Below are 23,346 nucleotides of genomic sequence, written 5' to 3'. Positions count from 1 at the left end.
AGCGCCATGGACCGATCCTGACGAATGAGCATTCACGCCGGGACTGAAACCCGATCGATACGAACCTGTTGCCGATTCGCGACGAAACCCGAGTGTCGCTCGGGTGCTGTAGTGCCCGGGTTGCCGGGGAATCAAGCCCCTTTCCCTTCAGGTGACCAAGCGGGGCATGGCGTAACATTGTCAACGCCCGCCCTTGATGGTGTGGCCTGCCGGTGCAGAGCAGGACGGCTCGGGCAGTGGAAGCGGCGCAGCACCACGTCATCATTGGGACGACTACTCGAACGAGGGGCGATCGAAGGCCGGACGGCCGATCTATGAGCGAATCTTCAACAGGCATCAACGCAGCAGGACTGGACACGAGGACGTTCGTGTTCGATTCGACCGAACAGATGGTGCAGGCACTCGGCTCCAACGACGAAGCCCTCCGTCTGATCGAGGACTCCTTCCCCGGCATCGGCCTCCAGGCCAGGGGCAACGAGCTGTCCATTACGGGACCCTCTGCAGACGTTCTTCGCACCGAGCGGCTCATCGGCGAGATCCAGACGATGGCGAGCAACAACGCGACCGTCTCGCCCCAGGTCCTGGAGCAGTTGGTCACCATGCTCAAGACGCAGAGCGCGGCCCGCCCGTCCGAGGTTCTGTCCGTCAACATCCTGACGTCGCGCGGAAAGACCATCCGGCCGAAGACGCTCAACCAGAGCACGTACGTCGACTCGATCGACCGGAACACCATCGTGTTCGGCATCGGACCCGCCGGTACGGGCAAGACCTACCTTGCCATGGCCAAGGCGGTCCAGGCGTTGCAGCACAAGGAGGTCAACAGGATCATCCTCACTCGGCCGGCGGTCGAGGCGGGGGAGCGCCTGGGATTCCTGCCCGGTACCCTCAACGACAAGATCGACCCTTACTTGAGGCCCCTGTACGACGCGCTGCACGACATGATGGATCCTGATTCCATTCCACGGTTGATGGCAGCCGGGACGATCGAGGTGGCGCCGCTGGCCTACATGCGAGGGCGAACCCTGAACGACGCATTCATCATCCTCGACGAAGCGCAGAACACCACTCCGGAACAGATGAAGATGTTCCTCACGCGTCTGGGGTTCGGATCGAAGATGGTCGTGACAGGCGACGTGACGCAGGTGGACCTTCCGAACGGCACGAGTTCCGGGCTCCGGATCGTCAGTGAGATCCTGCGGGACGTCGACGACGTGTACTTCAGCGAGCTCGACGCGACCGACGTCGTCCGGCACCGCCTCGTCGGTGACATCGTCAGCGCCTACAGCGCCTGGGACGAGGAGCAGCGTGCCGGCCAGTCCCGCTCCGCCCGGCCCGTGGCGGCACGATGAGCGTCGAGGTCAACAACGAGTCAGGGTACGACGTCGAGGAGGAGTCCCTCGTCCGTCTTGCCAACTTCCTGTTCGAGTCCCTGTTCGTCCATCCCGAGGCCGAACTGTCGATCATCCTGGTGGACACCGCCGCCATGGAGAAGCTCCACGTCGAATGGATGGACGAGCCCGGGCCCACGGACGTGCTCTCCTTCCCGATGGACGAGTTGCGGCCCGGCACCCCTGGCCGTGTCACCCCCGCCGGGCTTCTCGGGGACATCGTCCTGTGCCCCGAGGTCGCTGCGTCCCAGGGTGCGGCAGCGGGTCATAGCACGGATGACGAGCTTCTCCTCCTGACGACCCACGGCGTCCTGCATCTCCTCGGATTCGACCATGCGGAGCCCGAGGAGGAGAAGGAGATGTTCGGCCTGCAGCGCCAGCTCCTCTCCGACTTCCTCGGCGGCAACGCACCCCGGGAGACTCGCGCTTGACCATCTGGCTCCTCGGGCTCATGGGGTTGCTGTTCGCCCTCACTGCTGCCCTCGTCACCGCTGCGGAAGCAGCATTCAGCTATCTGCCGCGACAGGAGGGCGAAGCCCTCGTCCAGGGGTCGCGCACGTCATCGCTGCGGCGGATCCTGGGCGCACCCGTCGCCCACATGCATGCGCTGCGTTTCTGGCGGGTGTGGTTCGAGATGGCCGGAGCCGTCGCCGTCGCCATCCTGTTCCACGACCTGCTGGACAGCGTCTGGCTCGCGGGGCTCCTGGCCACGGCCGTGATGGCAGCGATCGGTTTCGTGATCGTCGGGGTGTCCCCTCGACAACTCGGACGTACCCATGCCGCCGCTGTCGTCCGCCTGACCGCCGGACTGGTGGCGTTCCTCTGCGCCGTGCTGGGCCCGATCCCGCGCTGGCTCGTGCGGATCGGCAGCGCTATCACTCCGGGTGCCGCGCGCGACGAAGCCGCTTTCTTCACCCAGGAGGAGTTCCGCGAGCTTCTCTCGCGCGCCTCGGACGCCGAGATGATCGAGGACAACGAGGCGGAGCTGATCCACTCCGTGTTCGAGCTCGGCGACACGAAGGTGCGCTCGGTCATGGTGCCGCGCACCGACATGGTGACGATCGAGTCAGGCTCCACGCTGAACCAGGCGATGTCGCTGTTCCTGCGCTCGGGCTACTCGAGGATCCCCGTGATCGGTGAGAGCTCGGACGACATCAAGGGGCTGCTGTACCTGAAGGACGTCGTCGCCAATCTGCACGGCCGTCCGGCCTCGAACCTCTCGCGTCCCGTCGATGCCGACTGCAGGCCGGCACGGTACGTGCCCGAATCGAAGCCCGTGGGCGACCTGCTGCGGGAGCTCCAGCGCGAGTCCACCCATGTCGCCATCGTCATCGACGAGTACGGGGGCACAGCCGGACTGGTCACGCTCGAGGACCTCATCGAAGAGATCGTGGGAGAGATCGTCGACGAGTACGACTCCGAGGTTCCGGAGCAGGAGCAGCTCACCGACGGCGAGTACCGCGTGAGTGCGCGGATGGGGATCGACGATCTCGGCGAGTTGTTCGGACTGGACCTGGAGGACGAGGAGGTGGACACGGTGGGCGGTCTGCTCGCCAAGACCCTCGGAAGGGTGCCGATCGTCGGTTCGGAGGTCACAATTGACGGTATCGGCCTGCGCGCCGAGCGCGTGGAGGGCCGACGCAACAGGGTGTCCCACGTGATTGCGTACCGGCTGCCACCCGAGCACACAGAGCACGACGAACGAGAGACGATTGAGGCTGACAATGAGCGACGCTAAGCACAGGGCCGGGTTCGTCTCGCTGGTCGGACGCCCGAACGCGGGCAAGTCGACCCTGACCAACGCGCTGGTGGGGCAGAAGGTCGCGATCACGTCCGCCAAGCCGCAGACGACCCGCCATACCATCCGTGGCATCGTCAACCGCGAGGACTCGCAGATCGTCCTCGTGGACACCCCGGGCCTGCACCGCCCGCGCACACTCCTCGGGCAGCGGCTCAACGATCTCGTCGCAGACACCCTCGCAGAGGTCGATGCCGTGGGCTTCTGCCTGCCGGCCAACGAGAAGATCGGGCCCGGTGACCGCTTCATCGCTGAGCAACTCGCGCGGCTCAACCGCAAGCCACTGATCGCCGTGGTCACCAAGACCGATCTCGTGGACCGGCAAGCGCTCACGGAGCAGCTCCTCGCGGTCTCGAGACTGGGCACCGAGGTCGCCGGTGCCGACGGCTGGGCGGACATCGTGCCGGTGTCGGCCGCCGACGGTTTCCAGGTCGATACTGTCGCTCAGGTCTTCAGTGCGCACATGCCCGAATCTCCCGTGCTCTACCCCGGTGGCGAGCTCACGGACGAACCCGAGGCCGTCATGGTGGCCGAGCTCGTCCGCGAGGCCGCCCTCGAGGGAGTGCGCGACGAACTGCCGCACTCGCTCGCCGTCGTCGTCGAGGAGATGATCCCGCGCGAGGGACGCAGCGAGGACAATCCCATGCTCGACGTCCATGTGAATCTCTACGTCGAGAGGCCGTCGCAGAAGGCGATCATCATCGGCAAGGGAGGCGCGAGGCTCAGGGAGGTGGGCACGAACGCGCGCCGCGGAATCGAGGCGCTGCTCGGAACCCGGATCTACCTCGACCTGCACGTCAAGGTGGCGAAGGATTGGCAGCGCGACCCCAAGCAGCTCGTGAAGCTCGGCTTCTGACGGGCACTACTCCTGCAGGCCACTCGTTGGGAACGGGGAAGTGCGACCCCTGGTGTGCGCGATCTCCGTCCGAACAGTCGGCACGCGGAACCAGGGCCTTGGGCCCAGTGATCCGCAGCGGAGCCGCCCGACGAGCGACACCGATAGCCGCCTGACCGGCGGCGCACATCCACCCTGACCATCCACCTGAAGGAGCCCGGGCATGACCCGCCGATTGTCACGCGAGGGCGCAGCCCGTGCCAGCGTCGCCGAGGAGGCACCCTCGGGACCGTCCGGAGCTGCCGACCGGGGCGGCCGGCACCTGGGGTCTGGTGGGCGACACCGCGGGCTGAAGCTGACCGCCATCCTGATGGCCTCGGTGCTGGTGGCTGCCGTGGCCTTCGTGGCTGTACAGGTCCTCCGGCTGCAGGCGAACGTGCAGACGATGCCGTTGAACCTCGGTGAGGGTCAGGAGTCCGGCCTTCCCGTCGACTCGAGCACCGATCCGCTGCAGATACTGGTCCTCGGAACGGATACGAGGACGGGCAACACGGGGGCCTTCTTCGGCGACGAGAGCGAATCAGCCGGCGAGGGGAACTCGGATGTCATGATGCTCGTGACGCTCTCGGCGGACCGCGAGAACGTCACGGTCGTCTCCTTCCCGCGCGACCTGCTGGCGCCTCTGCCCCGCTGCGTCAATCCCGAGACGGGCGACGTCTCGGACGCCGTGGAGCTCGGCCAGCTGAACGGCGCGCTGGGGGAGGGCGGTCCGGGATGCACGGTCGCCGCGATCAACGACATCACGGGCCTTTCGGTCGACCACTTCATGATGGCCGACTTCAACGCCGTGAAGGAACTGTCGTCCACCCTCGGGGGTGTCGAGGTCTGCGTGGACCAGCCGGTGAACGACGAATACTCCGGACTGGTGCTGCCGGCCGGGACCAGCGAGGTCGCCGGTGACCAGGCGCTCGCCTTCCTGCGGACGCGACACAGCTTCGGCGATGGGGGCGACACCGGCCGGATCGCGGCCCAGCAGTCGTTCATGGCCTCGATGGCTCGCAAGGTCCAAGCCGAGGGAACCCTGACGAACCTTCCGAAGCTCTATGCGATCGCCGATGTGATCACGCGCAACCTCACGGTCGACGAGGGACTGTCCCAACCCACGGAACTCCTGAAGATCGCCGACCGGATGAAGAACGTGGACCTCGGCAACATCGCCTTCGTGACGGTACCCACCGTTCCCTGGGTCGAGGACCCCAACCGCCTCGTCCTCGATGAGGAAGCCGCCGACCCCCTGTTCGAGGCACTGCGTGAGGACCGCGGGCTCACCGAGGAGACGCCCGCGCCCACACCGACGCCGGGCACATCCACTGCCTCGCCATCGGCGGCGCCCGCCACTCCTGAAGCCCCCGCCATCGATCCTGCATCGGTTCCCGTCCTCGTCATCAACGCGACGACGGACACGACACGTGCGGCCGAGATGGTGCAGCTCCTCGTCCAGGCCGGGTATGCACAGGCGGCCCCGTTCGAGTCGATGCCCGTCGAGACCTCGCAGATCTTCTTCGGCACCGGTTACGACGGCGCTGCCGCCGATCTTGCCGCGCGTCTCGGGGTCCCCGAGAGCGAGGTCCTGTTCGACGAGACCGCTGTCGGGATCGAGCTCCTCGTCGGAGCCGACCTGGCCACCGGGTCGAAGGTCGTCGTCCCGCCGCTCGGCGCCGACCTCGAGGGCCAGACCGCCGATCAGGTTACCTGCCAGGCGTCGTCCGGCTTCTGAGTGTCAGCGGGCGCGACGAGCCGAAGGCCCGGCGTCTGCCGCTGCCGACGCCCGGCACGGCAGCGGCCGGTCTACCAGATCCTCACCCGCTCCTCCGGCGCGAGCCACAGGCCGTCCGGCTGCTGCACTCCGAACGCCTCGTGGAACTCGTCGAGGTTGCGGACCACCTGGTTGCAGCGGAACTCGTTCGGCGAGTGGGGGTCGACCGTCAGGCGGCGCTTGGCCTCTTCAGGACGGATCTTTTGCTGCCAGCACGTCGCCCAGGAGAGGAAGAAGCGCTGGGCCCCCGTCAGTCCGCCCATGACGGGGGCTTCCCCGCCCCCGAGACTCAGGACATAGGCGCGGTAACTGATGCCCAGCCCGCCGAGGTCGCCGATGTTCTCGCCGAGCGTCAGCTCCCCGTTCACCGTCCCGCCCGGCACTTCGGCCGGTTGGAGGGTCGCGTACTGTTCCACCAGCCGCCCGGTCAGGGTGTCGAACGCCTTCCGGTCGTCCTCGCTCCACCAGTTTGCGAGCCGCCCTGTGCCGTCGAACTGGGAGCCCTTGTCATCGAAGCCGTGCCCGATCTCATGACCGATGACGGCTCCGATCGCTCCGTAGTTGACCGCGTCGTCGGCTTCGATGTCGAAGAAGGGCGGCTGGAGGATCGCGGCGGGGAAGACGATCTCGTTCATCGTCGGCATGTAGTAGGCATTGACGGTCTGCGGGGTCATGAGCCAGGCTCCGCGGTCGATGGGTCCGCCCAGCTTGGCGAGTTGCCTGCGGTGCTCGAACTCACCTGCGCGAAGGACATTGCCGTAGAGGTCCGACGGCCGCACCTCGAGCGGGCCGTAGTCGATCCATTCCTCCGGATAGCCGATCTTCGTGGTGAACTGCGAGAGCTTCTCGAGTGCCCTGCTACGGGTTTCGTCCGTCATCCATGTCAGAGCGGAGATGCTCGATTCATAGGCTTCGATGAGGTTGCGGACCAGATCGAGCATGGCGGCCTTGTGCGTCGCGGGAAAGTGCCGCTCGACGTACCGCTGGCCGATGGCCTCGCCCATCGCACCCTCCACGAGCGCGACGCCGCGCTTCCAGCGGTCCTTCAGCTTCGGTGTGCCTGCGAGGTGTGTTCCGTAGAAGGAGAACGCGGCGTCGACGAACGCCTCGCCGAGATAGTCGGACGCATGCAGCAGGACGCGGGCCGCAAGCCATTCCCGCCACGTCCCGAGGTCCTCCTCGCGCAGGGCGGCGTCGAGGCCCCGCACGAACCCGGGCTGACCTATGACGAGCTCAGCAGATTGGGGGGCCTCGTCGGTCACGACCCGCAGCCAGGGTACGAGGTGCGACGAAAGCCCGGCGACGTCGTCGTGCTGCACCAGGTTGTAGGTCTTCTGCGGGTCCCTCCGCTCGACCCTGTCCATCGCCGACGCAGCGAGGCGCGTCTCGAGTGCGAGCACGCGCTGTGCGGCACCGGACGCATCCTGCGTGCCGACGAAACCGAAGAGGGTCGCGAGCAATGCGGAATACTTCTCGCGTGTCTCCGCGGAGGCGTCCTCGCGGTAGTAGGACTCGTCCGGCAGGCCGAGGCCCGACTGGTGGAGGTGGAGCACGTAACGCTCGGGGTTGCCGGCGTCGTTGCTGACGTACGCCGCGACGAAGCCCTGGACACCCGACCTGCTGAGCTCCGCGCTGAGTTCGACCAGTTCCTCCACGCTCGTCACTGCCGTGATGCGGTCGAGCAGCGGCACGATGGGGGAGGTCCCTTCCGTCTCGATACGGCCGGTGTCCATGAAGTCCGAGTACAGGGTGCCGAGTTTCGCGTCGATCCCATCCGCCGAGCCGCTGCGGGCCCGGGCGGCGGCCTCTTCGATGATGCTTCGGACCGCGAGCTCGGAGGCATCGCGCAGCGCCGTGAAGGATCCGGCGAGCGGACGATCCTCGGGGATGACGGCGCTCCTCAGCCACACACCGTTGGCATGACGGAAAAGATCGTCCTGGGGGCGGACCGTCCGGTCGAGATTGTCCGGATCGAATGTGCTGATCGTCATTGTCGCTACCCGTTTCCTCGTGCTGCTGGGCCTGCGGCGCCCGTCCGAGCGCCCCGGAAGCCATCCTATGTGCCGTGCTATGGTGGCAAAGTGCGCGCACAGCTGACTCTTCTTCGGTGCCGCGGCGAGGCCCTCTAGGACTACAGAGCTACTGGCCACCCCTCGCCGCGGAGTCTGTGATGCCCGGCCGCCAGCACCTTCAGCTCCGAACAGACAAGGCCGCCCCCATGCATAATGCACAGAAGACCTCCGGTATGCCGTTCTCCAAGTACCGGCCGTTCCAGGATCAGATCACCGTGGAGCTCCCGGACCGTACCTGGCCCGACCGCACGATCACGAAGGCGCCCCGCTGGTGCGCGGTCGACCTGCGTGACGGGAACCAGGCACTGATCGATCCGATGAACCCCGAGCGCAAACACAAGATGTTCGATCTGCTGGTGCAGATGGGCTACAAGGAGATCGAGGTCGGTTTCCCCTCCGCATCGCAGACGGACTTCGACTTCGTGCGCCAGCTCATCGAGGGCGACCGCATTCCGGACGACGTCACCATCCAGGTGCTGACCCAGTCCCGCGAGCACCTGATCGAGCGCACCTACGCCTCGCTCGAGGGGGCGGACCGGGCCATCGTCCACCTGTACAACTCGACCTCGGTGCTGCAACGGCGTGTCGTGTTCAACCAGGATCAGGACGGGATCATCGATATCGCCCTCCAGGGCGCTCGTCTGTGCCGCAAGTTCGAGGAGAACATGGGCGACACCGCGATCACCTACGAGTACTCGCCCGAGTCCTTCACCGGCACGGAACTCGAGTTCGCTGCACGCATCAGCAACGAGGTCTCCGCCGTTTTCGAAGCGTCCTCCGACCACCAGATGATCCTCAACCTGCCGGCCACCGTGGAGATGGCGACACCGAACGTCTACGCGGACTCGATCGAATGGATGAGCCGGAACCTGGCGGACAGGGACAGCATCATCCTGTCCCTGCACCCGCACAACGACCGCGGCACGGGCGTCGCAGCCGCCGAACTCGGGTACCTCGCAGGTGCTGACCGGATCGAGGGTTGCCTCTTCGGCAACGGCGAGCGCACGGGGAACGTGGACCTGGTGACGCTGGGGATGAACCTCTTCAGTCAGGGGATCGACCCGGAGATCGACTTCTCCGACATGGATTCGATCCGCCGCACGGCCGAGTACTGCAACCAGCTCAGCGTGCCCGAGCGCTCCCCCTACGGCGGGGACCTTGTCTTCACCGCATTCTCGGGGTCCCATCAGGACGCCATCAAGAAGGGTTTCGAGAGCATGGAGCGCGACGCCGCCGCAGCGGGCGTCGGCGTCGACGATCTCCCCTGGGCGGTGCCGTACCTGCCCATCGACCCCAAGGACATCGGCCGTTCGTACGAGGCTGTGATCAGGGTCAATTCCCAGTCCGGCAAGGGCGGCGTTGCCTACCTGCTCAAGAACGAGCACAGCCTGGACCTGCCGCGTCGCGCCCAGATCGAGTTCTCCGGGGTCATCCAGCGCCGGACCGAGACACAGGGCGGCGAGGTCAGCGGAGCGCAGCTCTGGTCTGTCTTCCAGGACGAGTACCTGCCTACCCGCTCGGAGGCCGACTCGAAGGCATGGGGTCACTACGAACTGACGTCCGTGAACACCGATACCGGTGAGGACGGTTCGTTCAAGCTCGTCGCGACGCTCCTCGTCGACGGTGTGCAGCAGCGGAGGGCGGCGCAGGGCAACGGCCCCATCGATGCGCTGCTCACCGTCCTCAGCGAGGACGGCGTTGACGTCCGGGTGCTGGACTACACGGAGCACGCCCTGTCCTCCGGCGGGAATGCCCGGGCCGCCGCCTACGTGGAGTGCGCCGTCGGGGAGCGGGTGCTGTGGGGTGTCGGCATCGATGCGAACACGACCATGGCAGCATTGAAGGCCGTCATCTCAGCGGTCAACCGCGCCATCCGCGACGCCGCCTGATCGCACTCGATCACCTGCCACCCCCGCCGGCCGAGTCCGGCAGGGGTGGCAGGTGGGAGAATGGTTCAGTGCCCTCCTCGACAGCATCCCGCACCTATCGCACCGAAGGTGTCGTGCTGCGCACCTACAAGCTCGGTGAAGCTGACCGGATCATCGTGCTCCTCACGCGGGACCACGGGCAGGTTCGAGCGGTCGCGAAGGGCGTGCGCAGGACGAGCAGCAAGTTCGGCTCGCGCCTGGAGCCGTTCATGTCAGTGGATGTCCTGCTTGCTCACGGGCGCAACCTCGACGTCGTCACGCAGGCACAGACCAAGGGTGCCTATGGGCACGGGATCGCCGCGGACTACGGCTGCTACACCGCAGCGACCGCGATCGCCGAGACCGCCGAGAGACTGACGGACATCGGTGAAGCCGGGGGAGCCCAGTACGCGCTCGTCGCCGGCGCGTTCTCCGCCCTCAGCCGCAATCTCCATCCCTCGGAGCTCATCCTCGACTCCTACCTGCTGCGCGCCCTGGCGACGGCGGGGTGGGCTCCCAGCTTCACCGACTGCGCCAGGTGCGGGTCCCCGGGGCCGCACACCGCATTCTCGGCCCCGCTCGGTGGAGCCGTGTGCCCCTCCTGCAGGCCGCCGGGATCCGCATCGCCGTCGCCCGCGACCATGGAACTGCTCGGAGCCCTGCTCACCGGTGACTGGACGATCGCGGACGCGTCCGGGAACGGGGCGCGCCGCGAAGCCGCAGGACTCGTGGCGGCCTACCTCCAGTGGCATCTCGAACGAGGCGTCCCCTCCCTCAAGCACGTGGAGCGTGTATGAAGAATCCTGTCCGCCGTCCTGTCGCCCCCTGGCCCCACCCCAGCGGTGAGCAGGCGCCGACCATCCCGCGGCAGTTCGTCCCCGAGCATGTGGCGATCGTGATGGATGGCAACGGGCGCTGGGCGAACGAGCGCGGACTTCCCCGCACCGAGGGGCACAAGGCCGGCGAAGCGGCGCTGCTCGACGTCATGGCCGGAGCGATCGAGATCGGGATCAAGCATGTCTCGGTGTACGCGTTCAGCACGGAGAACTGGAAGCGATCCCCCGAGGAGGTACGGTTCCTGATGGGATTCAACAAGGACGTGCTGCGGCGGCAGCGGGACCAGCTCAACGAGTGGGGCGTCCGGATCCGCTGGTCGGGACGACGGCCGAAGCTTTGGCAGTCTGTCATCCGCGAGCTGGAGGACGCCGAGCAGCACACTGTCCGCAACACGACCTGCACCCTGACGATGTGCGTCAACTATGGCGGGCGGGCAGAGATCGCCGATGCTGCGCGGGCGATCGCGGAGGACGTCGCGGCCGGGACCCTGAAGGCGTCGTCCGTCACCGAGAAGACGGTGCAGCGCTACCTCGACGAGCCGGACCTGCCCGACGTCGACCTCTTCCTGCGCACCTCGGGTGAGCAGCGCCTCTCGAACTTCATGCTGTGGCAGTCGGCCTACGCCGAGATGGTGTTCATGAACACCCTGTGGCCCGACGTCGACCGACGGACGCTGTGGCGGGCCGTGGAGGAATACGCCGCGCGCGATCGCAGGTACGGGGGAGCGGTGGACCAGTCCGGCGCCCGACCGTCCGCCTGACACCACCGGCGTTGTCGCCACAGCGTCGCCCGGCGGCAGCGAACTGTCAGGCTTGCGCCAAGCCTTCTCCAGCGCGTCGGCCGGAACACGGGGAGCTATCCGCGACGACTTCCAGCCAGCGGGTGACGGCGTCGACGGCCTCGTACCGTACGTCGTGTCGGGACAGGAAGACGTCATGCAGTGCGCCCTCGAATCGCCGGATGGTGACATGCGGCCCCAGCTCCGCCGCTCGGCGGACCATGGGTGTGACGTCGAGGACGCTGTCGGTCTCCAGCATCCTGCTGCTCCAGGTGGCACTGATCGTCGACGCCGCCGAGCACAGGACCAGAACGGGAGCGTCGATCGACACACCCCGTGCGAGGGCGGCATGGCCGGCCAGGACCGCAGCCAGCCATCCAGCCCTGATGGGGAAGCCGGCTTCCGGCCGCCATGCCGGATCGATGGACCATTCGCCGTCACGCGTGTCGCTGATGCTGCGGAAGTAGAATCCAAGCTCCGGCAACCTCAGCCTCGTCTTCGGGCGGCGGCGCGATACGGTGTCGAGGATGCCCTGCGCTGCGGTCCGCAGCAGCGCACTGCCCTGCGTATCGAGCCACGGGCTGTTCAGGACGAGGGCCGAGACGCGGCCCGGATGACGAGCCGCCCACAATGCACAGGTGAGTCCTCCGGTCGAGTGTGCCATCAGCACGAGGTCGACGGCGCGCGCTCCCGACCGCGCCGCCAGGCGTTCCCGCAGGGCCGCGATCGCCACCTCCAGGTCGTCGTCGTACTCCTCGAGCGAGGCGGCGAAACCGGGGGTCTGGCCCGGCAGCAGGCTCCTGCCGTACTTGTGCAGGTCGAGGGCGAAGAACGCCCAGCCGCGCGCGTGCACTGCACGCGCGAGTTCGCGGTGGAAGAAGTAGTCGCTGAAGCCGTGGACGTAGAGCACCGCCCGCTGAGGAGCATCCTGCTGTGGCTCGTCAGGGCTGCCGAGCCCGTCGTCGGGCTCGTAGGCCACGAGGGTTGCTACTCGCAGTCCCTCGTCGTCGGGCTCGAGGGGCAGCGTGAGTGCTCGGAAGCACCCACCGAGGATGTCCTCCGACCAGGGCGCTTCCATGGTCCGACCCTACCTCGACAGGGGCCCCCGGAATCCGGAACCCACGTGGTCGTGCCCCTCGTGGACCGGAGTTGGTTCCGGCCCCACGCCCATGAAATTCTGATGGCATGCGCATCTACCCGACCTTCTTCCGCATCGTCTTCTCCGGCATGGACGCCGAGAAGGCCCACAGGATCGGGTTCGCCCTCATCCGGGCGGTCGACGCGACTCCGGTCGGGTGGGGCCTCCGCCGTTACTGCGTTCCGGATCCACGCCTGGCCACCCGCGCCTTCGGGATGGACTTCCCCTCGCCCTTCGGCCTCGCCGCCGGGTTCGACAAGGGCGGCAAGGGCGTACTGTCCCTGACGGCCCTCGGCTTCGGGCACGTGGAGATCGGGACCATCACCGGCCAGGCCCAGCCCGGCAACCCGAGGCCCCGCCTGTTCCGGCTCATCGAGGATCGCGCGGTCATCAACCGGATGGGATTCAACAACGACGGCGCCGCCGCGGTCGCACCCCGCCTCGCCTCAGCCCGGCGACGGCTCGCGCGGCGGTACACGGCGCGTCCGCGTCCTGTGATCGGCGTCAACATCGGGAAGACGAAGAAGGTCGACCTCTCGGACGCCGTCGCCGACTACCTGATCAGCGCGAAGCAGCTGGCCCCCGCAGCGGACTACCTGGTGGTCAACGTGTCCTCGCCGAACACGCCGGGCCTCCGACTGCTCCAGAGCGTCGAGTCACTCCGCCCGCTCCTCGAGGCGGTTCGCCGAACAGCGGATGACGCTGCCGGCCGGCACGTTCCCCTGCTGGTGAAGATCGCGCCGGACCTCACGGACCAGGACATCGACGACGTCGGCGCCCTGGCCGTCGACCTCGGGCTCGACGGCATCGTGGCGACGAACACCACCATCACGCGGGAGGACCTCGTCACCGATCCTGCCACCGTCATGTCCAAGGGGGTGGGAGGGCTGAGCGGAGCTCCGTTGAAGGCACGCTCCCTCGAAGTCCTGACGCGGCTGCGTGCGGCGGTCGGCGACCGGCTGGCGATCGTCTCGGTGGGTGGCATCGAGACACCGGAGGATGTCCTCGAGCGCCTGGAGGCCGGAGCAACCCTCGTGCAGGGCTATACGGGATTCCTCTACGAAGGCCCGTTCTGGGCTCAACACATCAACCGCGGCCTGGTCAGGGCCGGGTATGCATCGGCCCGATCAGCCACCTGAGGTCGGGCGACTACGCTTCCAGGCACTGAGGCGGTGGCGCTGCCGGCGCACTGAGGGGAGGTGGCGGTAACAGGAGAAGCCGGGCCCGTGGGCCCGGCTTCTCGTTGTCACGGCGAAGTCCTACGTCCGTCGTCAGCCGCGTCGGCCCCGATCAGGAGGGGTACTGCTCAGGAGGGGTACTGCCCTCGGCGCACCTGGGGCTTCGGCAGCCGGAGGCGCCGCAGTTGCAGCGCACGCGTGATCCCGTACCAGAGATCGCCTTGATTCGGGCCGCCGAACTTCTCGGTGAGCTTCTTCTTCAGCTTCCGTCGCAGCAGGACGCAGTCGACGATGACGGCGACGATCAGGACCCAGAACGCCATCAGCACGGCGCTCTGCACGGCGAGGGACTGGAAGAAACTCAGGATCACGAATACCAGGGCGGCGATCATGAGGAATTCGCCGATGTTGGTCCTCGCATCGACGAACTGGCGGATGTAGCGCCTGTTCGGTCCCTTGTCACGAAGTGGCAGGTAGCGCTCGTCATCCGTGTCCAGCGCCAGGCGCGTCCGTGCACGCTCGTCACGCACGCTCGAGCGGCTCTGCTCGCGCGCGGCCTTCCGGTCATTGGGAACGAGTGGACGCTTGCGTGCGGCCTCCTGCACGCTGCGCTTGGGCGTCGGGGCGCCCTTGCCCTGCGCGCGCTGCGCTTCCTGGGTACGTGAAGCGCGATCAACGACTTCCTGGGCAGAGGGGGCTTCTTTATTTCGTCCGAACACCCCCTCAGGATACCGGCTCCCTGCAGCAGGACGCTCCGCTGGTTTCCGTGCACGCCGTGTCCGGGATCCCAGCGCTCCGTGCACCCGCGTGTGTAGGGTTCTGGCATGACTTCCACGACACCTTCCACCGAGCATCCGCGCGAACCGTCCCCTGTCAGCGAGCAGTTGCGCACGAGCATCGATGCGGCGTTCCCGCGCATCGTCGAGCAACTGTCCGATCTCGTCGCGATCCAGGGAATCGCCTGGGAAGCATTCGATGCCCGCAACCTGGACCGGAGCGCCGAGGCCGTCGCCGAACTGGTCCGCGGCGTAGGAATCGACGATGTCCGGATCCTTCGCGTCGACAACGACGGTACTCCCGGCGGCCCCGCAGTCGTCGCCCGCCGCCGCGCGGCGGACGGCAAGCCGACCGTGCTCCTCTATGCGCACCATGATGTCCAGCCACCGGGCGATCCCGCGCTGTGGGACACCGAGCCGTTCGTCGCCACCGAGCGGAACGGAAGGCTCTATGGTCGCGGAGCGGCAGACGACAAGGCCGGCATCATGGCGCATATCGGTGCCATCGGAGCCCTCACGGAGGTACTCGGCGACGCCTTCGGAGTCGGCGTGACCCTGTTCATCGAGGGTGAGGAGGAAGCAGGTTCGCCGACGTTCCGCCGATTCCTCGAGACCTACCGGGAGGATCTCGAGGCTGACGTGATCGTCGTGGCGGACTCGAGCAACTGGAAGGTCGGCGTGCCGGCGCTGACGACCAGCCTCCGAGGACTCGTCGACGGGATGATCGAGGTGCAGGTGCTGGATCACGCCGTGCACTCCGGGATGTTCGGCGGCCCGGTACTCGACGCACCGACACTCCTCGCCCGCCTCATTGCGACACTGCACGACGACGCCGGCGATGTCGCGATCGAAGGACTCGCGGGAGGTGACCACGCGACCGTGGACTATGACGAGCGTGATTACCGAGCGGACGCGTCGGTGCTCGAGGGCGTCGAGCTCGCGGGAACGGGGTCGATCGCGTCCCGGCTGTGGCACAAACCCGCGCTGTCCATCATCGGAATGGACATCCCGAGCGTCGCCCTGTCCTCCAATACGCTCCTCCCGCGCGCGCGGGCCAAGTTCAGCCTGCGCCTCGCCCCGGGCGAGGATCCCCAGGGCGCGATGCAGGCGGTGCGTCGCCATGTGGAGTCCCATGCTCCCTTCGGCGCCACGGTCACCTTCACGCCGGGGGAGACGGGCAGCCCGTTCCAGACCGACACGAGCGAGCCGGCGTCGCGCCTGGCACTGGAGGCACTCGAGGAGGCGTGGGGCGTGCAGCCCGTGGAGGCCGGTATGGGGGGCTCGATCCCCTTCATCGCCGATCTCACCGAACTGTTCCCCTCCGCCCAGATCCTCATCACCGGTGTGGAAGACCCCGATTCGCGTGCACACAGTGCGAACGAGTCGCTCCACCTCGGCGAGTTCAGGAAGGCAGTCCTGGCGGAGGCCATCCTGCTCGCCCGGCTCGATGACCAGGGCCTTGCCGATACCTGAGGAACGGGTTCGACGGGTGGACGGAAATGTTTCGGCCCTCCCGCCCGTTATGACTCCTACGGGCGCGGCGTACCATTGGACAAAGCCGTGTGCGTCATACCGCGGACGGCACTGAGAGCGGACACCATCACGGGGTCCGAGCTAGGAGAAACACTATGAGCACATCGACCACCGAGACGGCGTCCCTGCAGGAGTCCACGGAGCTTCCCGTCCACGAGGTCAACCTGTCCGACGTAGCAGCCGGCAAGGTGCGCAGCCTGCTGGAGCAGGAGGGCCGTACCGACCTCCGCCTGCGCGTGGCAGTGCAGCCGGGCGGCTGCTCGGGCCTGATCTACCAGCTGTACTTCGACGAGCGCGTTCTCGACGGCGACGCGGTCCGCGACTTCGACGGCGTCGAGGTCATCGTGGACAAGATGAGCGTGCCCTACCTGTCGGGTGCATCCATCGACTTCGAAGACACGATCTCGAAGCAGGGTTTCACCATCGACAACCCGAATGCGGGCGGATCCTGCGCCTGCGGAGACTCCTTCCACTAACACGCTGCAGGGGCCCGGAACATCACTTCACAGGTGTGTTTCGGGCCTTTTGCATGTCACCGGATCGCCGCTTCTCCGGGTAAGCTCTACAGTGAGTAGTAAAACTGGATGTGCACCCCGGGCGGCATGATCGGCGGGTGGCAACGCACGTAGAAAAGGAAGGTCCGTCTGTGAGTTCGCAGGACCGAACCGGTAGCAAGCGCGCCAGGATCGCGAAGATCTCCAGCATCTCGCTGGTCGGCGCCCTCCTACTGACCGGCTGTTCGGCAGAAGCCCAAAAGGGTTGGCTTCCGGCTGACCGGGACAATACCAACCACACCGGGATCATCACCGATCTCTGGGTCAACTCGTGGATAGCGGCCCTGGTCGTGGGCATCATCACGTGGGGACTCATCATCTGGTGCATGGTGGCGTACCGCCGCCGCAAGAACGACACGGGCTACCCCCGGCAGATGAGCTACAACCTGCCGCTCGAGATCTTCTACCTGACGATCCCGCTGTTCATGGTGCTCGTGTTCTTCTACTTCACGGAGCGCGACATCGCGACGATCGATGCCCGCGTGGAGGATCCCGACGTCATCGTGGACGTGCGCGGCAAGCAGTGGTCGTGGGACTTCAACTACGTGACCGAGGACAAGTACTCCACCGGCGTGCAGGCCCACCTCACGGGCGAAGAGGGCCAGATCGAGGACCTGCCGACGCTGTACCTGCCGGTCAACAGGTCGGTCGAGTTGCAGCTGAACGCACGCGACGTGCAGCACTCGTTCTTCGTCCCCGCGTTCCTCCAGAAGCGCGATCTCTATCCCGGACGCACCAACTACATCAACCTCACTCCGACCAAGGAGGGAACCTTCGCGGGCAAGTGCGCCGAGCTGTGCGGTGAATACCACTCGGAAATGCTCTTCAACGTCAAGGTGGTCTCGCAGGCGGAATTCGATGCGCAGATGGCGCAGTTGGAAGACGGTCAGCTCGGCGACGAGTACGACCGTGACTCCTACCCAGAGGATGATCCCGATACCGACCCAGCCAGGAGCAGCAGCTGATGTCCACTTTCGAATACACCCTTGAGGAAGCCGGCACGGTAGCCGCTCCGCGTGTGGTTCCGCGGTCCAAGGGACGCATCGTGGTCAACTGGATCACGTCCACCGACCACAAGACCATCGGGTACATGTACCTGATCGCGTCGTTCGTCTTCTTCTGCCTTGCAGGCGTCATGGCCCTCGTGATCCGGGCGGAACTCTTCGAGCCAGGAATGCAGCTCCTGCAGACCAAGGAACAGTACAACCAGCTGTTCACGATGCACGGCACGATCATGCTCCTGATGTTCGCGACACCACTGTTCGCCGGCTTCACGAACGTCATCATGCCTCTGCAGATCGGCGCACCCGACGTCGCCTTCCCCCGCTTGAACGCCCTTGCTTTCTGGTTCTTCCTCTTCGGCAGCACCATTGCGGTCTCCGGCTTCATCACTCCCCAGGGCGCGGCCTCATTCGGCTGGTTCGCGTACGCACCGCTGTCCAGCACGACGTTCTCACCTGGAGTCGGTGGGGACCTGTGGGTCTTCGGTCTCGCACTCTCCGGGTTCGGAACCATCCTCGGCGCGGTCAACTTCATCACCACGATCATCTGCCTGCGCGCTCCCGGCATGACCATGTGGCGCATGCCCATCTTCACCTGGAACGCGCTGATCACCTCGATCCTGGTCCTGATGGCCTTCCCGCCGCTCGCAGCAGCCCTGTTCGCCCTCGGCGCGGACCGCCGGTTCGGGGCGCACATCTTCGACCCGGAAGCGGGAGGCGCCATCCTCTGGCAGCACCTCTTCTGGTTCTTCGGGCACCCCGAGGTCTACATCATCGCGCTGCCGTTCTTCGGCATCGTCTCCGAGATCTTCCCGGTCTTCAGCCGCAAGCCGATCTTCGGCTACAAGGGCCTGGTGTACGCGACTATCTCGATCGCGGCGCTGTCCGTGACCGTGTGGGCGCACCACATGTACGTCACCGGGGCCGTCCTGCTGCCGTTCTTCGCCTTCATGACGATGCTCATCGCCGTGCCGACGGGTGTGAAGTTCTTCAACTGGATCGGCACCATGTGGCGCGGGTCCCTCACCTTCGAGACCCCGATGCTCTGGAGCCTCGGCTTCCTCGTGACCTTCCTGTTCGGTGGTTTGACCGGCATCATCCTGGCTTCGCCGCCGCTGGACTTCCACGTCTCCGACACCTACTTCGTCGTCGCCCACTTCCACTACGTGGTGTTCGGCACCGTGGTGTTCGCGATGTTCGCCGGGTTCTACTTCTGGTGGCCCAAGTTCACCGGGAAGATGCTCAACGAGCGACTCGGGAAGATCCACTTCTGGATGCTGTTCCTCGGTTTCCACGCCACGTTCCTGATCCAGCACTGGCTCGGCGTCGAGGGCATGCCGCGACGCTACGCGGACTACCTGCCCGAGGACGGCTACACGGCGATGAACCAGTTCTCCACCATCGGTTCCTTCGTCCTCGGCGCCTCGCTGATCCCGTTCTTCTGGAACGTCTACGTCACCTGGCGTACCGGCAAGAAGGTCGAGGTCGACGATCCATGGGGCTTCGGAGCCTCGCTCGAGTGGGCGACGTCGTGCCCGCCGCCACGCCACAACTTCACCTCGCTGCCTCGCATCCGGTCCGAGCGCCCCGCGCTCGACCTGCACCACCCGGAGCTGCAGCAGACCCACACGCCCGATGACAGCGCCGCGAGCTTCATGGGCTCGGCCGACCGGAAGGACGCGAAGTCATGAGGATCGAAAAGAATCTGTTCCTGATCGGTCTTCCGATCTTCGTCGTGATCGGCGTGATCTACGGGTTCCTGACCGAGTTCTCGGAATGGGTAGGGTTCCTCGGAATCCTGCTGGTCGGAGGTCTCGCTGGAATGATCGGCTTCTACCTCGCCTTCACCGGCAAGCGTGTCGGTGAACGTCCCGAGGACCGCCTCGACGCCGAGATCCACGAGGGTTCAGGCGAGCAGGGCCACTTCAGCCCGTGGAGCTGGTGGCCGCTCGTGCTCGGCCTTTCTGCCGCTACCGGCTTCCTCGGGATCGCCATCGGGTTCTGGATCCTGTACATAGGACTCGGCATGGCCGTCATCGCGTTGGTCGGCTGGGTCTTCGAGTACAGCCGTGGGGACCACGCCCACTAGCTCTCGATCGAAATGCCTCGGAAGGAGTCCGCACACATGCGGGCTCCTTCTCGTTTAAGTACAGTCGGGACCGGAGAACGATCGACACGGCGTGCATCGGACCGCCGGAGCCATGCATTGAGGAGGTGGAGTAGGCCATGACGGTGTTGCCCAGGCCGTTCGATGCTGAACTTCTTGATCACGCGTCCGTCACACCGAAGCATGTCCAGTTGCGCGAGAGCCTACGGCGCTACGTGCACCGACACGGTGAGCCCGGTGCCACCATTCCGTCCGAGCGTCAGCTCAGCGAGTACTTCGGGGTTGCGCGGATGACCGTGCGGCACGCGGTGGATGCACTCGTGGCGGAGGAAGTACTCGACCGGGTCGTCGGTCTCGGCACGTTCGTTGCGCGCAGCAAGCTGGATCTGCACATGAAGATGACGTCGTATACCGAGGAGATGATCCGGCGGGGGATGGTGCCGGACGCGCGCGTGCTCAGCTTTGAGCAGCAAGGCGCCTCGCCCCTCGTGGCGAGGGAGCTCCAGATCGAGATCGGGCAGCCGGTTGTTCGCTTCCGGCGCCAACTCCTGGCAGACGGCGAACCGATGAGCGTCGATGAGAACTTCATCCCGGCCCACCGAGTCGTGGGAATCCTCGACGATCCGCCCCCGACGTCCCTGTACAACGTGCTCAGCGAGAAGTACGGACTGGTCATGGAGTGGGGCGAGGACACGATCGAGGCGACTGCTGCTTCGCCGTCGATAGCGCGGCTGCTCAACGTCGAGATGAACGCGCCTCTGCTGAAGATCCAGCGGCACGCCTATGTTGCCCGCGCGATGATCGACTACTCCGTGTCCTATTACCGAGCCGACCGTTACAAGCTGTGGGTTCCCCTGCAGCGGCCAGGGGTCCGCACACCGCGTGCCTACAGCTCGAAGCGTCTCGGATGACCGCTGCTGCTCGCGCAGCCGAGCAGGTGCCTTCAGGGGCGAGGCGAAGACGAGGATCGGTAGCTGTGCTCCGCGTTCATGTCAGCAGCGACGACCAGCATTGCTGCAAGCGACCAGCCGCGACGGCAACGACCATCAGTGCGACGGCGCTCAGCTCGCTGCTGGTGCTGATCTGCGTCGTCGGGCAGTTCCCTTACGCATGGCGCCGGTTCTGAGGCGTGGACCAGGGGAGCCAGGTGGCCACGTACGAACCTGTGATCTGTTCCTGCTCTTGACGCGTTCAGATAGCCCGACCTCGCAGATGGCTGGGTTGGGGGCTCCTCACCATGGGCGCCGGCTGCTTCCTTCACAGCTACTTCGGGGTGTGTGGACCGCGCAGATCCTTGAGCGAGTACTCCCAGAGGACAACGGATCAACGTCCCGCTGACCTGCGAGCTCATCTATGAGTGGATTGGCAGGCAGTGGCTAGCCGGACGTGCACACGATAGACAGAGGGTCTAGCCCCGAAGGAGGCACAGCATGATCGATCGTGAGGCTCTGGGCTCGTTCCTGCGTCATCGCCGTGAGTCGCTACAGCCGGAAGACGTGGGCCTGATGCGGGGCCAGCGGCGGCGGACCAGCGGACTGCGGAGGGAGGAGGTGGCCGGGCTGTGCCACATGTCCAGCGATTACTACGCCCGCCTCGAACGCGGCACCGGCCCCCACCCCTCCGAGCAGATGATCGCCTCCATCGCCCAGGGGCTGCACCTGACCTTGGGCGAGCGTGACCATCTCTTCCGCATCGCCGGGCACACCCCACCTCCGCGTGGCACCGACAGCGAGTTCGTGAGCCCGGGACTGCTGCGGATCCTGGACCGGCTCACCGACACTCCAGCAGAGATCATCACCGAGGTCGGGGACACCCTCCGGCAGACACCGCTCGGTCTGGCTCTCTTCGGTGATGCATCACAGCGCACGGGTCCCGGTCGGAGCATCGGATACCGGTGGTTCACCGACCCCGCAGCCAGGGAAGCGTACCCGGTAGAGGAACGCGAACGGCTCTCCCGGCTCTATGCCTCGGGCCTGCGTCAGCTCGTGGCCCTGCGCGGGCCGGGCTCGCGGGCAGCCGAACTGGCCGCGAGCCTCCAGGACAACGCGGACTTCCGCCGCGTCTGGGACACCCAGGAAGTCGGCGTGCAGCCACCCGAGGTCAAACGTTTCCTGCACCCGGCAGTCGGCCGGCTGGATCTGAACTGCCAGACCCTGCTCGATCCGGACCAGTCCCACCGCCTCCTCGTTTACACAGCCGTACCCGGCAGCGACAGCCACGAGAAACTGCAACTGCTGGCGGTCATCGGCACGCAGGCCATCCCCTGACCGCTGGCACCCTCAGCCACTGTCTGGCAAACCATGGCTCGACAGGTCCTAGCTGCGCATGAGCAAACGGTGAACCATGAGATCAGGCGCCGATACCGGCACCCCTGATCCTCCGACCGAAGGAACTCCTCATGGCCCGCACCCACGACCTCACCATCCCCGACCTGACCGGGACACTCGCCGTCGTCACCGGAGCGAGCGACGGGATCGGCACCGTCATCGCGACACGGCTGGCCGGAGCCGGCGCGGAGGTCATCATGCCCGTCCGCAACCAGGCCAAAGGCGACGCAACAGCGCAGCGGATCCGCGCCGCCGTCGACGGCGCCAGGGTCAGTACCCGGTCCCTGGATCTGTCATCGCTGGAATCCGTCACATCCCTCGCGGCCACGCTCTCGTCGGAGGGCCGCCCGATCAACGTCCTGATCAACAATGCCGGCGACATGCAACCACCCACACGGCAGGAGACCCGTGACGGATTCGAACTGCAGTGGGGCACGAACCACCTCGGCCACTTCGCCCTCACCCTGGGCCTGCTGCCGCTCCTGCGCGAAGGCCGCGCCCGCATCACCCACCAAACCAGCGTTGCCGCCCGGAAGGGCTCGATGAACTGGGACGACCTGAACCACGAGCAGGGCTACGACGTCATGAAGGCGTACGCCGGGTCCAAGATCGCCGTCGGCCTCTTCGCGCGCGAACTCGATGCACGGAGCCGCGCCAACGGATGGGGCATCAGCAGCAACCTCTCACACCCCGGCATCTCCCCGACCAACCTGCTCGCAGCACAACCCGCCATGGGTCGCGACAGGACGCCCCCGGCGCGCCGCCTCATCGGATTCCTCTCCCGGATCGGTCTCGCCGGCACCCCGGACAGCGCTGCACTACCCGCACTCATGGCGGCGACCGACCCTGAATACGGTGGAGACCAGTTCTTCGGGCCCAAGCGCACCGTCGGCGGGCCGCCGACCCTGCAGGAGTTCTGGGCACCCCTGCGCCACATGGACGACGCCCACCGCATCTGGGAGGTATCCGAGCGTCTCGTTGGGACAGGAGCGAACCACTGAGACTAGGGGCCACAGCGGTGACTGGGTCAGCAGCCGACACTCAGTGATCCAGCTGTGGCGGGTCTTGGCCAAGATGAGCTCGCACAGCATGAGAGGGGCGGATGAGGGAGCCTGCTATGTGCCGGACCGCACCGGACCTCTGCAGCGAATGTTCTGACAAGACCGGCCTACCCACCCTGGCGTCTGTAGTACATGGCGGTGTTCGCCAGGCTCCGGCCTGGAGGGGTAGTTGCGCCACGGACTGTGACCGGCGATGCAGAAGGGCCCGGACTATTCCGTCCGGGCCCTTCTGCGCGCATC

21 protein-coding genes are annotated in these 23,346 nt (G+C 66.3%); 18 read left to right on the top strand and 3 right to left on the bottom strand.

What is annotated here, in order from left to right; translation table 11 throughout:
• The first annotated feature begins 314 nt into the window (after positions 1-314).
• The 5 genes from FDK12_RS12920 (at position 315) to FDK12_RS12900 (ending at position 5,798) form a co-directional block, all read left to right on the top strand.
• Complete coding sequence (locus FDK12_RS12920) at positions 315-1,349, top strand: PhoH family protein (protein ID WP_137369942.1); 1,035 nt, start codon at positions 315-317, stop codon at positions 1,347-1,349.
• The gene (gene ybeY / locus FDK12_RS12915; protein WP_137369941.1) at positions 1,346-1,819 is read left to right on the top strand and encodes an rRNA maturation RNase YbeY; all 474 of its coding nucleotides are present in this window, start codon (positions 1,346-1,348) and stop codon (positions 1,817-1,819) included. The genes FDK12_RS12920 and ybeY overlap by 4 nt, the downstream gene beginning before the upstream one ends.
• The gene (locus tag FDK12_RS12910) at positions 1,816-3,126 is read left to right on the top strand and encodes a hemolysin family protein (protein ID WP_137369940.1); all 1,311 of its coding nucleotides are present in this window, start codon (positions 1,816-1,818) and stop codon (positions 3,124-3,126) included. The genes ybeY and FDK12_RS12910 overlap by 4 nt, the downstream gene beginning before the upstream one ends.
• Entirely contained in the window at positions 3,113-4,042 is a 930-nt protein-coding gene (era, locus tag FDK12_RS12905) for a GTPase Era (protein WP_137369939.1), read from the top strand. The genes FDK12_RS12910 and era overlap by 14 nt, the downstream gene beginning before the upstream one ends.
• A 202-nt stretch (positions 4,043-4,244) precedes the next feature.
• On the top strand, positions 4,245-5,798 hold the full coding sequence (locus FDK12_RS12900) for an LCP family protein (RefSeq protein ID WP_137369938.1): 1,554 nt from the start codon (positions 4,245-4,247) through the stop codon (positions 5,796-5,798).
• A gap of 71 nt (positions 5,799-5,869) precedes the next feature.
• On the opposite strand, the gene FDK12_RS12895 is transcribed toward FDK12_RS12900, so the two are convergent.
• The gene (locus FDK12_RS12895) at positions 5,870-7,828 is read right to left on the bottom strand and encodes a M13 family metallopeptidase (RefSeq protein WP_137369937.1); all 1,959 of its coding nucleotides are present in this window, start codon (positions 7,826-7,828) and stop codon (positions 5,870-5,872) included.
• A 227-nt stretch (positions 7,829-8,055) separates the two neighbouring features.
• Here FDK12_RS12895 and leuA point away from each other — a divergent pair, with 227 nt between their 5' ends.
• From leuA to FDK12_RS12880, 3 genes are all read left to right on the top strand, one after another.
• A complete protein-coding gene (leuA, locus tag FDK12_RS12890; protein ID WP_137369936.1) occupies positions 8,056-9,798 on the top strand; it encodes a 2-isopropylmalate synthase in 1,743 nt (580 codons plus the stop codon).
• A gap of 68 nt (positions 9,799-9,866) precedes the next feature.
• Complete coding sequence (recO, locus tag FDK12_RS12885) at positions 9,867-10,613, top strand: DNA repair protein RecO (protein WP_137369935.1); 747 nt, start codon at positions 9,867-9,869, stop codon at positions 10,611-10,613.
• A complete protein-coding gene (locus FDK12_RS12880; protein WP_137369934.1) occupies positions 10,610-11,413 on the top strand; it encodes an isoprenyl transferase in 804 nt (267 codons plus the stop codon). Before recO ends, FDK12_RS12880 begins: the two co-directional genes overlap by 4 nt.
• A 46-nt stretch (positions 11,414-11,459) precedes the next feature.
• Here the strand turns inward: FDK12_RS12880 and FDK12_RS12875 are convergent, their stop codons facing one another.
• Positions 11,460-12,509, bottom strand: a complete 1,050-nt coding sequence (locus tag FDK12_RS12875; RefSeq protein WP_137369933.1) for an alpha/beta hydrolase — start codon at positions 12,507-12,509, stop codon at positions 11,460-11,462.
• A gap of 107 nt (positions 12,510-12,616) precedes the next feature.
• Here FDK12_RS12875 and FDK12_RS12870 point away from each other — a divergent pair, with 107 nt between their 5' ends.
• A complete protein-coding gene (locus tag FDK12_RS12870; RefSeq protein WP_137369932.1) occupies positions 12,617-13,708 on the top strand; it encodes a quinone-dependent dihydroorotate dehydrogenase in 1,092 nt (363 codons plus the stop codon).
• A gap of 167 nt (positions 13,709-13,875) precedes the next feature.
• On the opposite strand, the gene FDK12_RS12865 is transcribed toward FDK12_RS12870, so the two are convergent.
• Positions 13,876-14,466 (bottom strand): DUF3043 domain-containing protein, encoded by a 591-nt coding sequence (locus FDK12_RS12865; protein WP_137369931.1) that lies wholly within the window; start codon positions 14,464-14,466, stop codon positions 13,876-13,878.
• A gap of 105 nt (positions 14,467-14,571) precedes the next feature.
• Between FDK12_RS12865 and FDK12_RS12860 the strand changes: the two genes are divergently transcribed.
• The 9 genes from FDK12_RS12860 to FDK12_RS12825 all read left to right on the top strand — a co-directional run bounded on the left by FDK12_RS12860 (position 14,572) and on the right by FDK12_RS12825 (position 23,046).
• On the top strand, positions 14,572-15,996 hold the full coding sequence (locus FDK12_RS12860; RefSeq protein ID WP_137369930.1) for a dipeptidase: 1,425 nt from the start codon (positions 14,572-14,574) through the stop codon (positions 15,994-15,996).
• Between the two features lie 155 nt (positions 15,997-16,151).
• Positions 16,152-16,532, top strand: coding sequence for a HesB/IscA family protein (locus tag FDK12_RS12855; protein ID WP_104119058.1), 381 nt, complete (start codon positions 16,152-16,154; stop codon positions 16,530-16,532).
• A gap of 170 nt (positions 16,533-16,702) precedes the next feature.
• The gene (coxB, locus tag FDK12_RS12850; RefSeq protein WP_137369929.1) at positions 16,703-17,575 is read left to right on the top strand and encodes a cytochrome c oxidase subunit II; all 873 of its coding nucleotides are present in this window, start codon (positions 16,703-16,705) and stop codon (positions 17,573-17,575) included.
• Positions 17,575-19,302, top strand: a complete 1,728-nt coding sequence (ctaD, locus tag FDK12_RS12845) for a cytochrome c oxidase subunit I (protein WP_137369928.1) — start codon at positions 17,575-17,577, stop codon at positions 19,300-19,302. Before coxB ends, ctaD begins: the two co-directional genes overlap by 1 nt.
• Positions 19,299-19,700: a cytochrome c oxidase subunit 4 gene (locus FDK12_RS12840; RefSeq protein ID WP_104119207.1), complete on the top strand. Its 402-nt coding sequence runs from the start codon at positions 19,299-19,301 to the stop codon at positions 19,698-19,700. The genes ctaD and FDK12_RS12840 overlap by 4 nt, the downstream gene beginning before the upstream one ends.
• A 137-nt stretch (positions 19,701-19,837) precedes the next feature.
• Positions 19,838-20,629 (top strand): GntR family transcriptional regulator, encoded by a 792-nt coding sequence (locus tag FDK12_RS12835; protein WP_137369927.1) that lies wholly within the window; start codon positions 19,838-19,840, stop codon positions 20,627-20,629.
• A 65-nt stretch (positions 20,630-20,694) separates the two neighbouring features.
• Complete coding sequence (locus FDK12_RS15090; protein WP_189636343.1) at positions 20,695-20,844, top strand: hypothetical protein; 150 nt, start codon at positions 20,695-20,697, stop codon at positions 20,842-20,844.
• A 304-nt stretch (positions 20,845-21,148) separates the two neighbouring features.
• A complete protein-coding gene (locus FDK12_RS12830) occupies positions 21,149-21,985 on the top strand; it encodes a helix-turn-helix transcriptional regulator (protein ID WP_137369926.1) in 837 nt (278 codons plus the stop codon).
• A gap of 131 nt (positions 21,986-22,116) precedes the next feature.
• Positions 22,117-23,046 carry an SDR family oxidoreductase gene (locus tag FDK12_RS12825; protein WP_137369925.1) on the top strand — a complete coding sequence of 310 codons (930 nt, stop codon included), beginning with the start codon at positions 22,117-22,119 and terminating at the stop codon, positions 23,044-23,046.
• The last annotated feature ends 300 nt before the right edge of the window (positions 23,047-23,346 follow it).

The sequence above is a fragment of the Arthrobacter sp. NamB2 genome (assembly GCF_005281365.1).
Lineage (GTDB): Bacteria > Actinomycetota > Actinomycetes > Actinomycetales > Micrococcaceae > Arthrobacter_D.
Note: the sequence above shows the minus strand (reverse complement) of the source record. Positions and strands in the feature narration are given on the sequence as shown.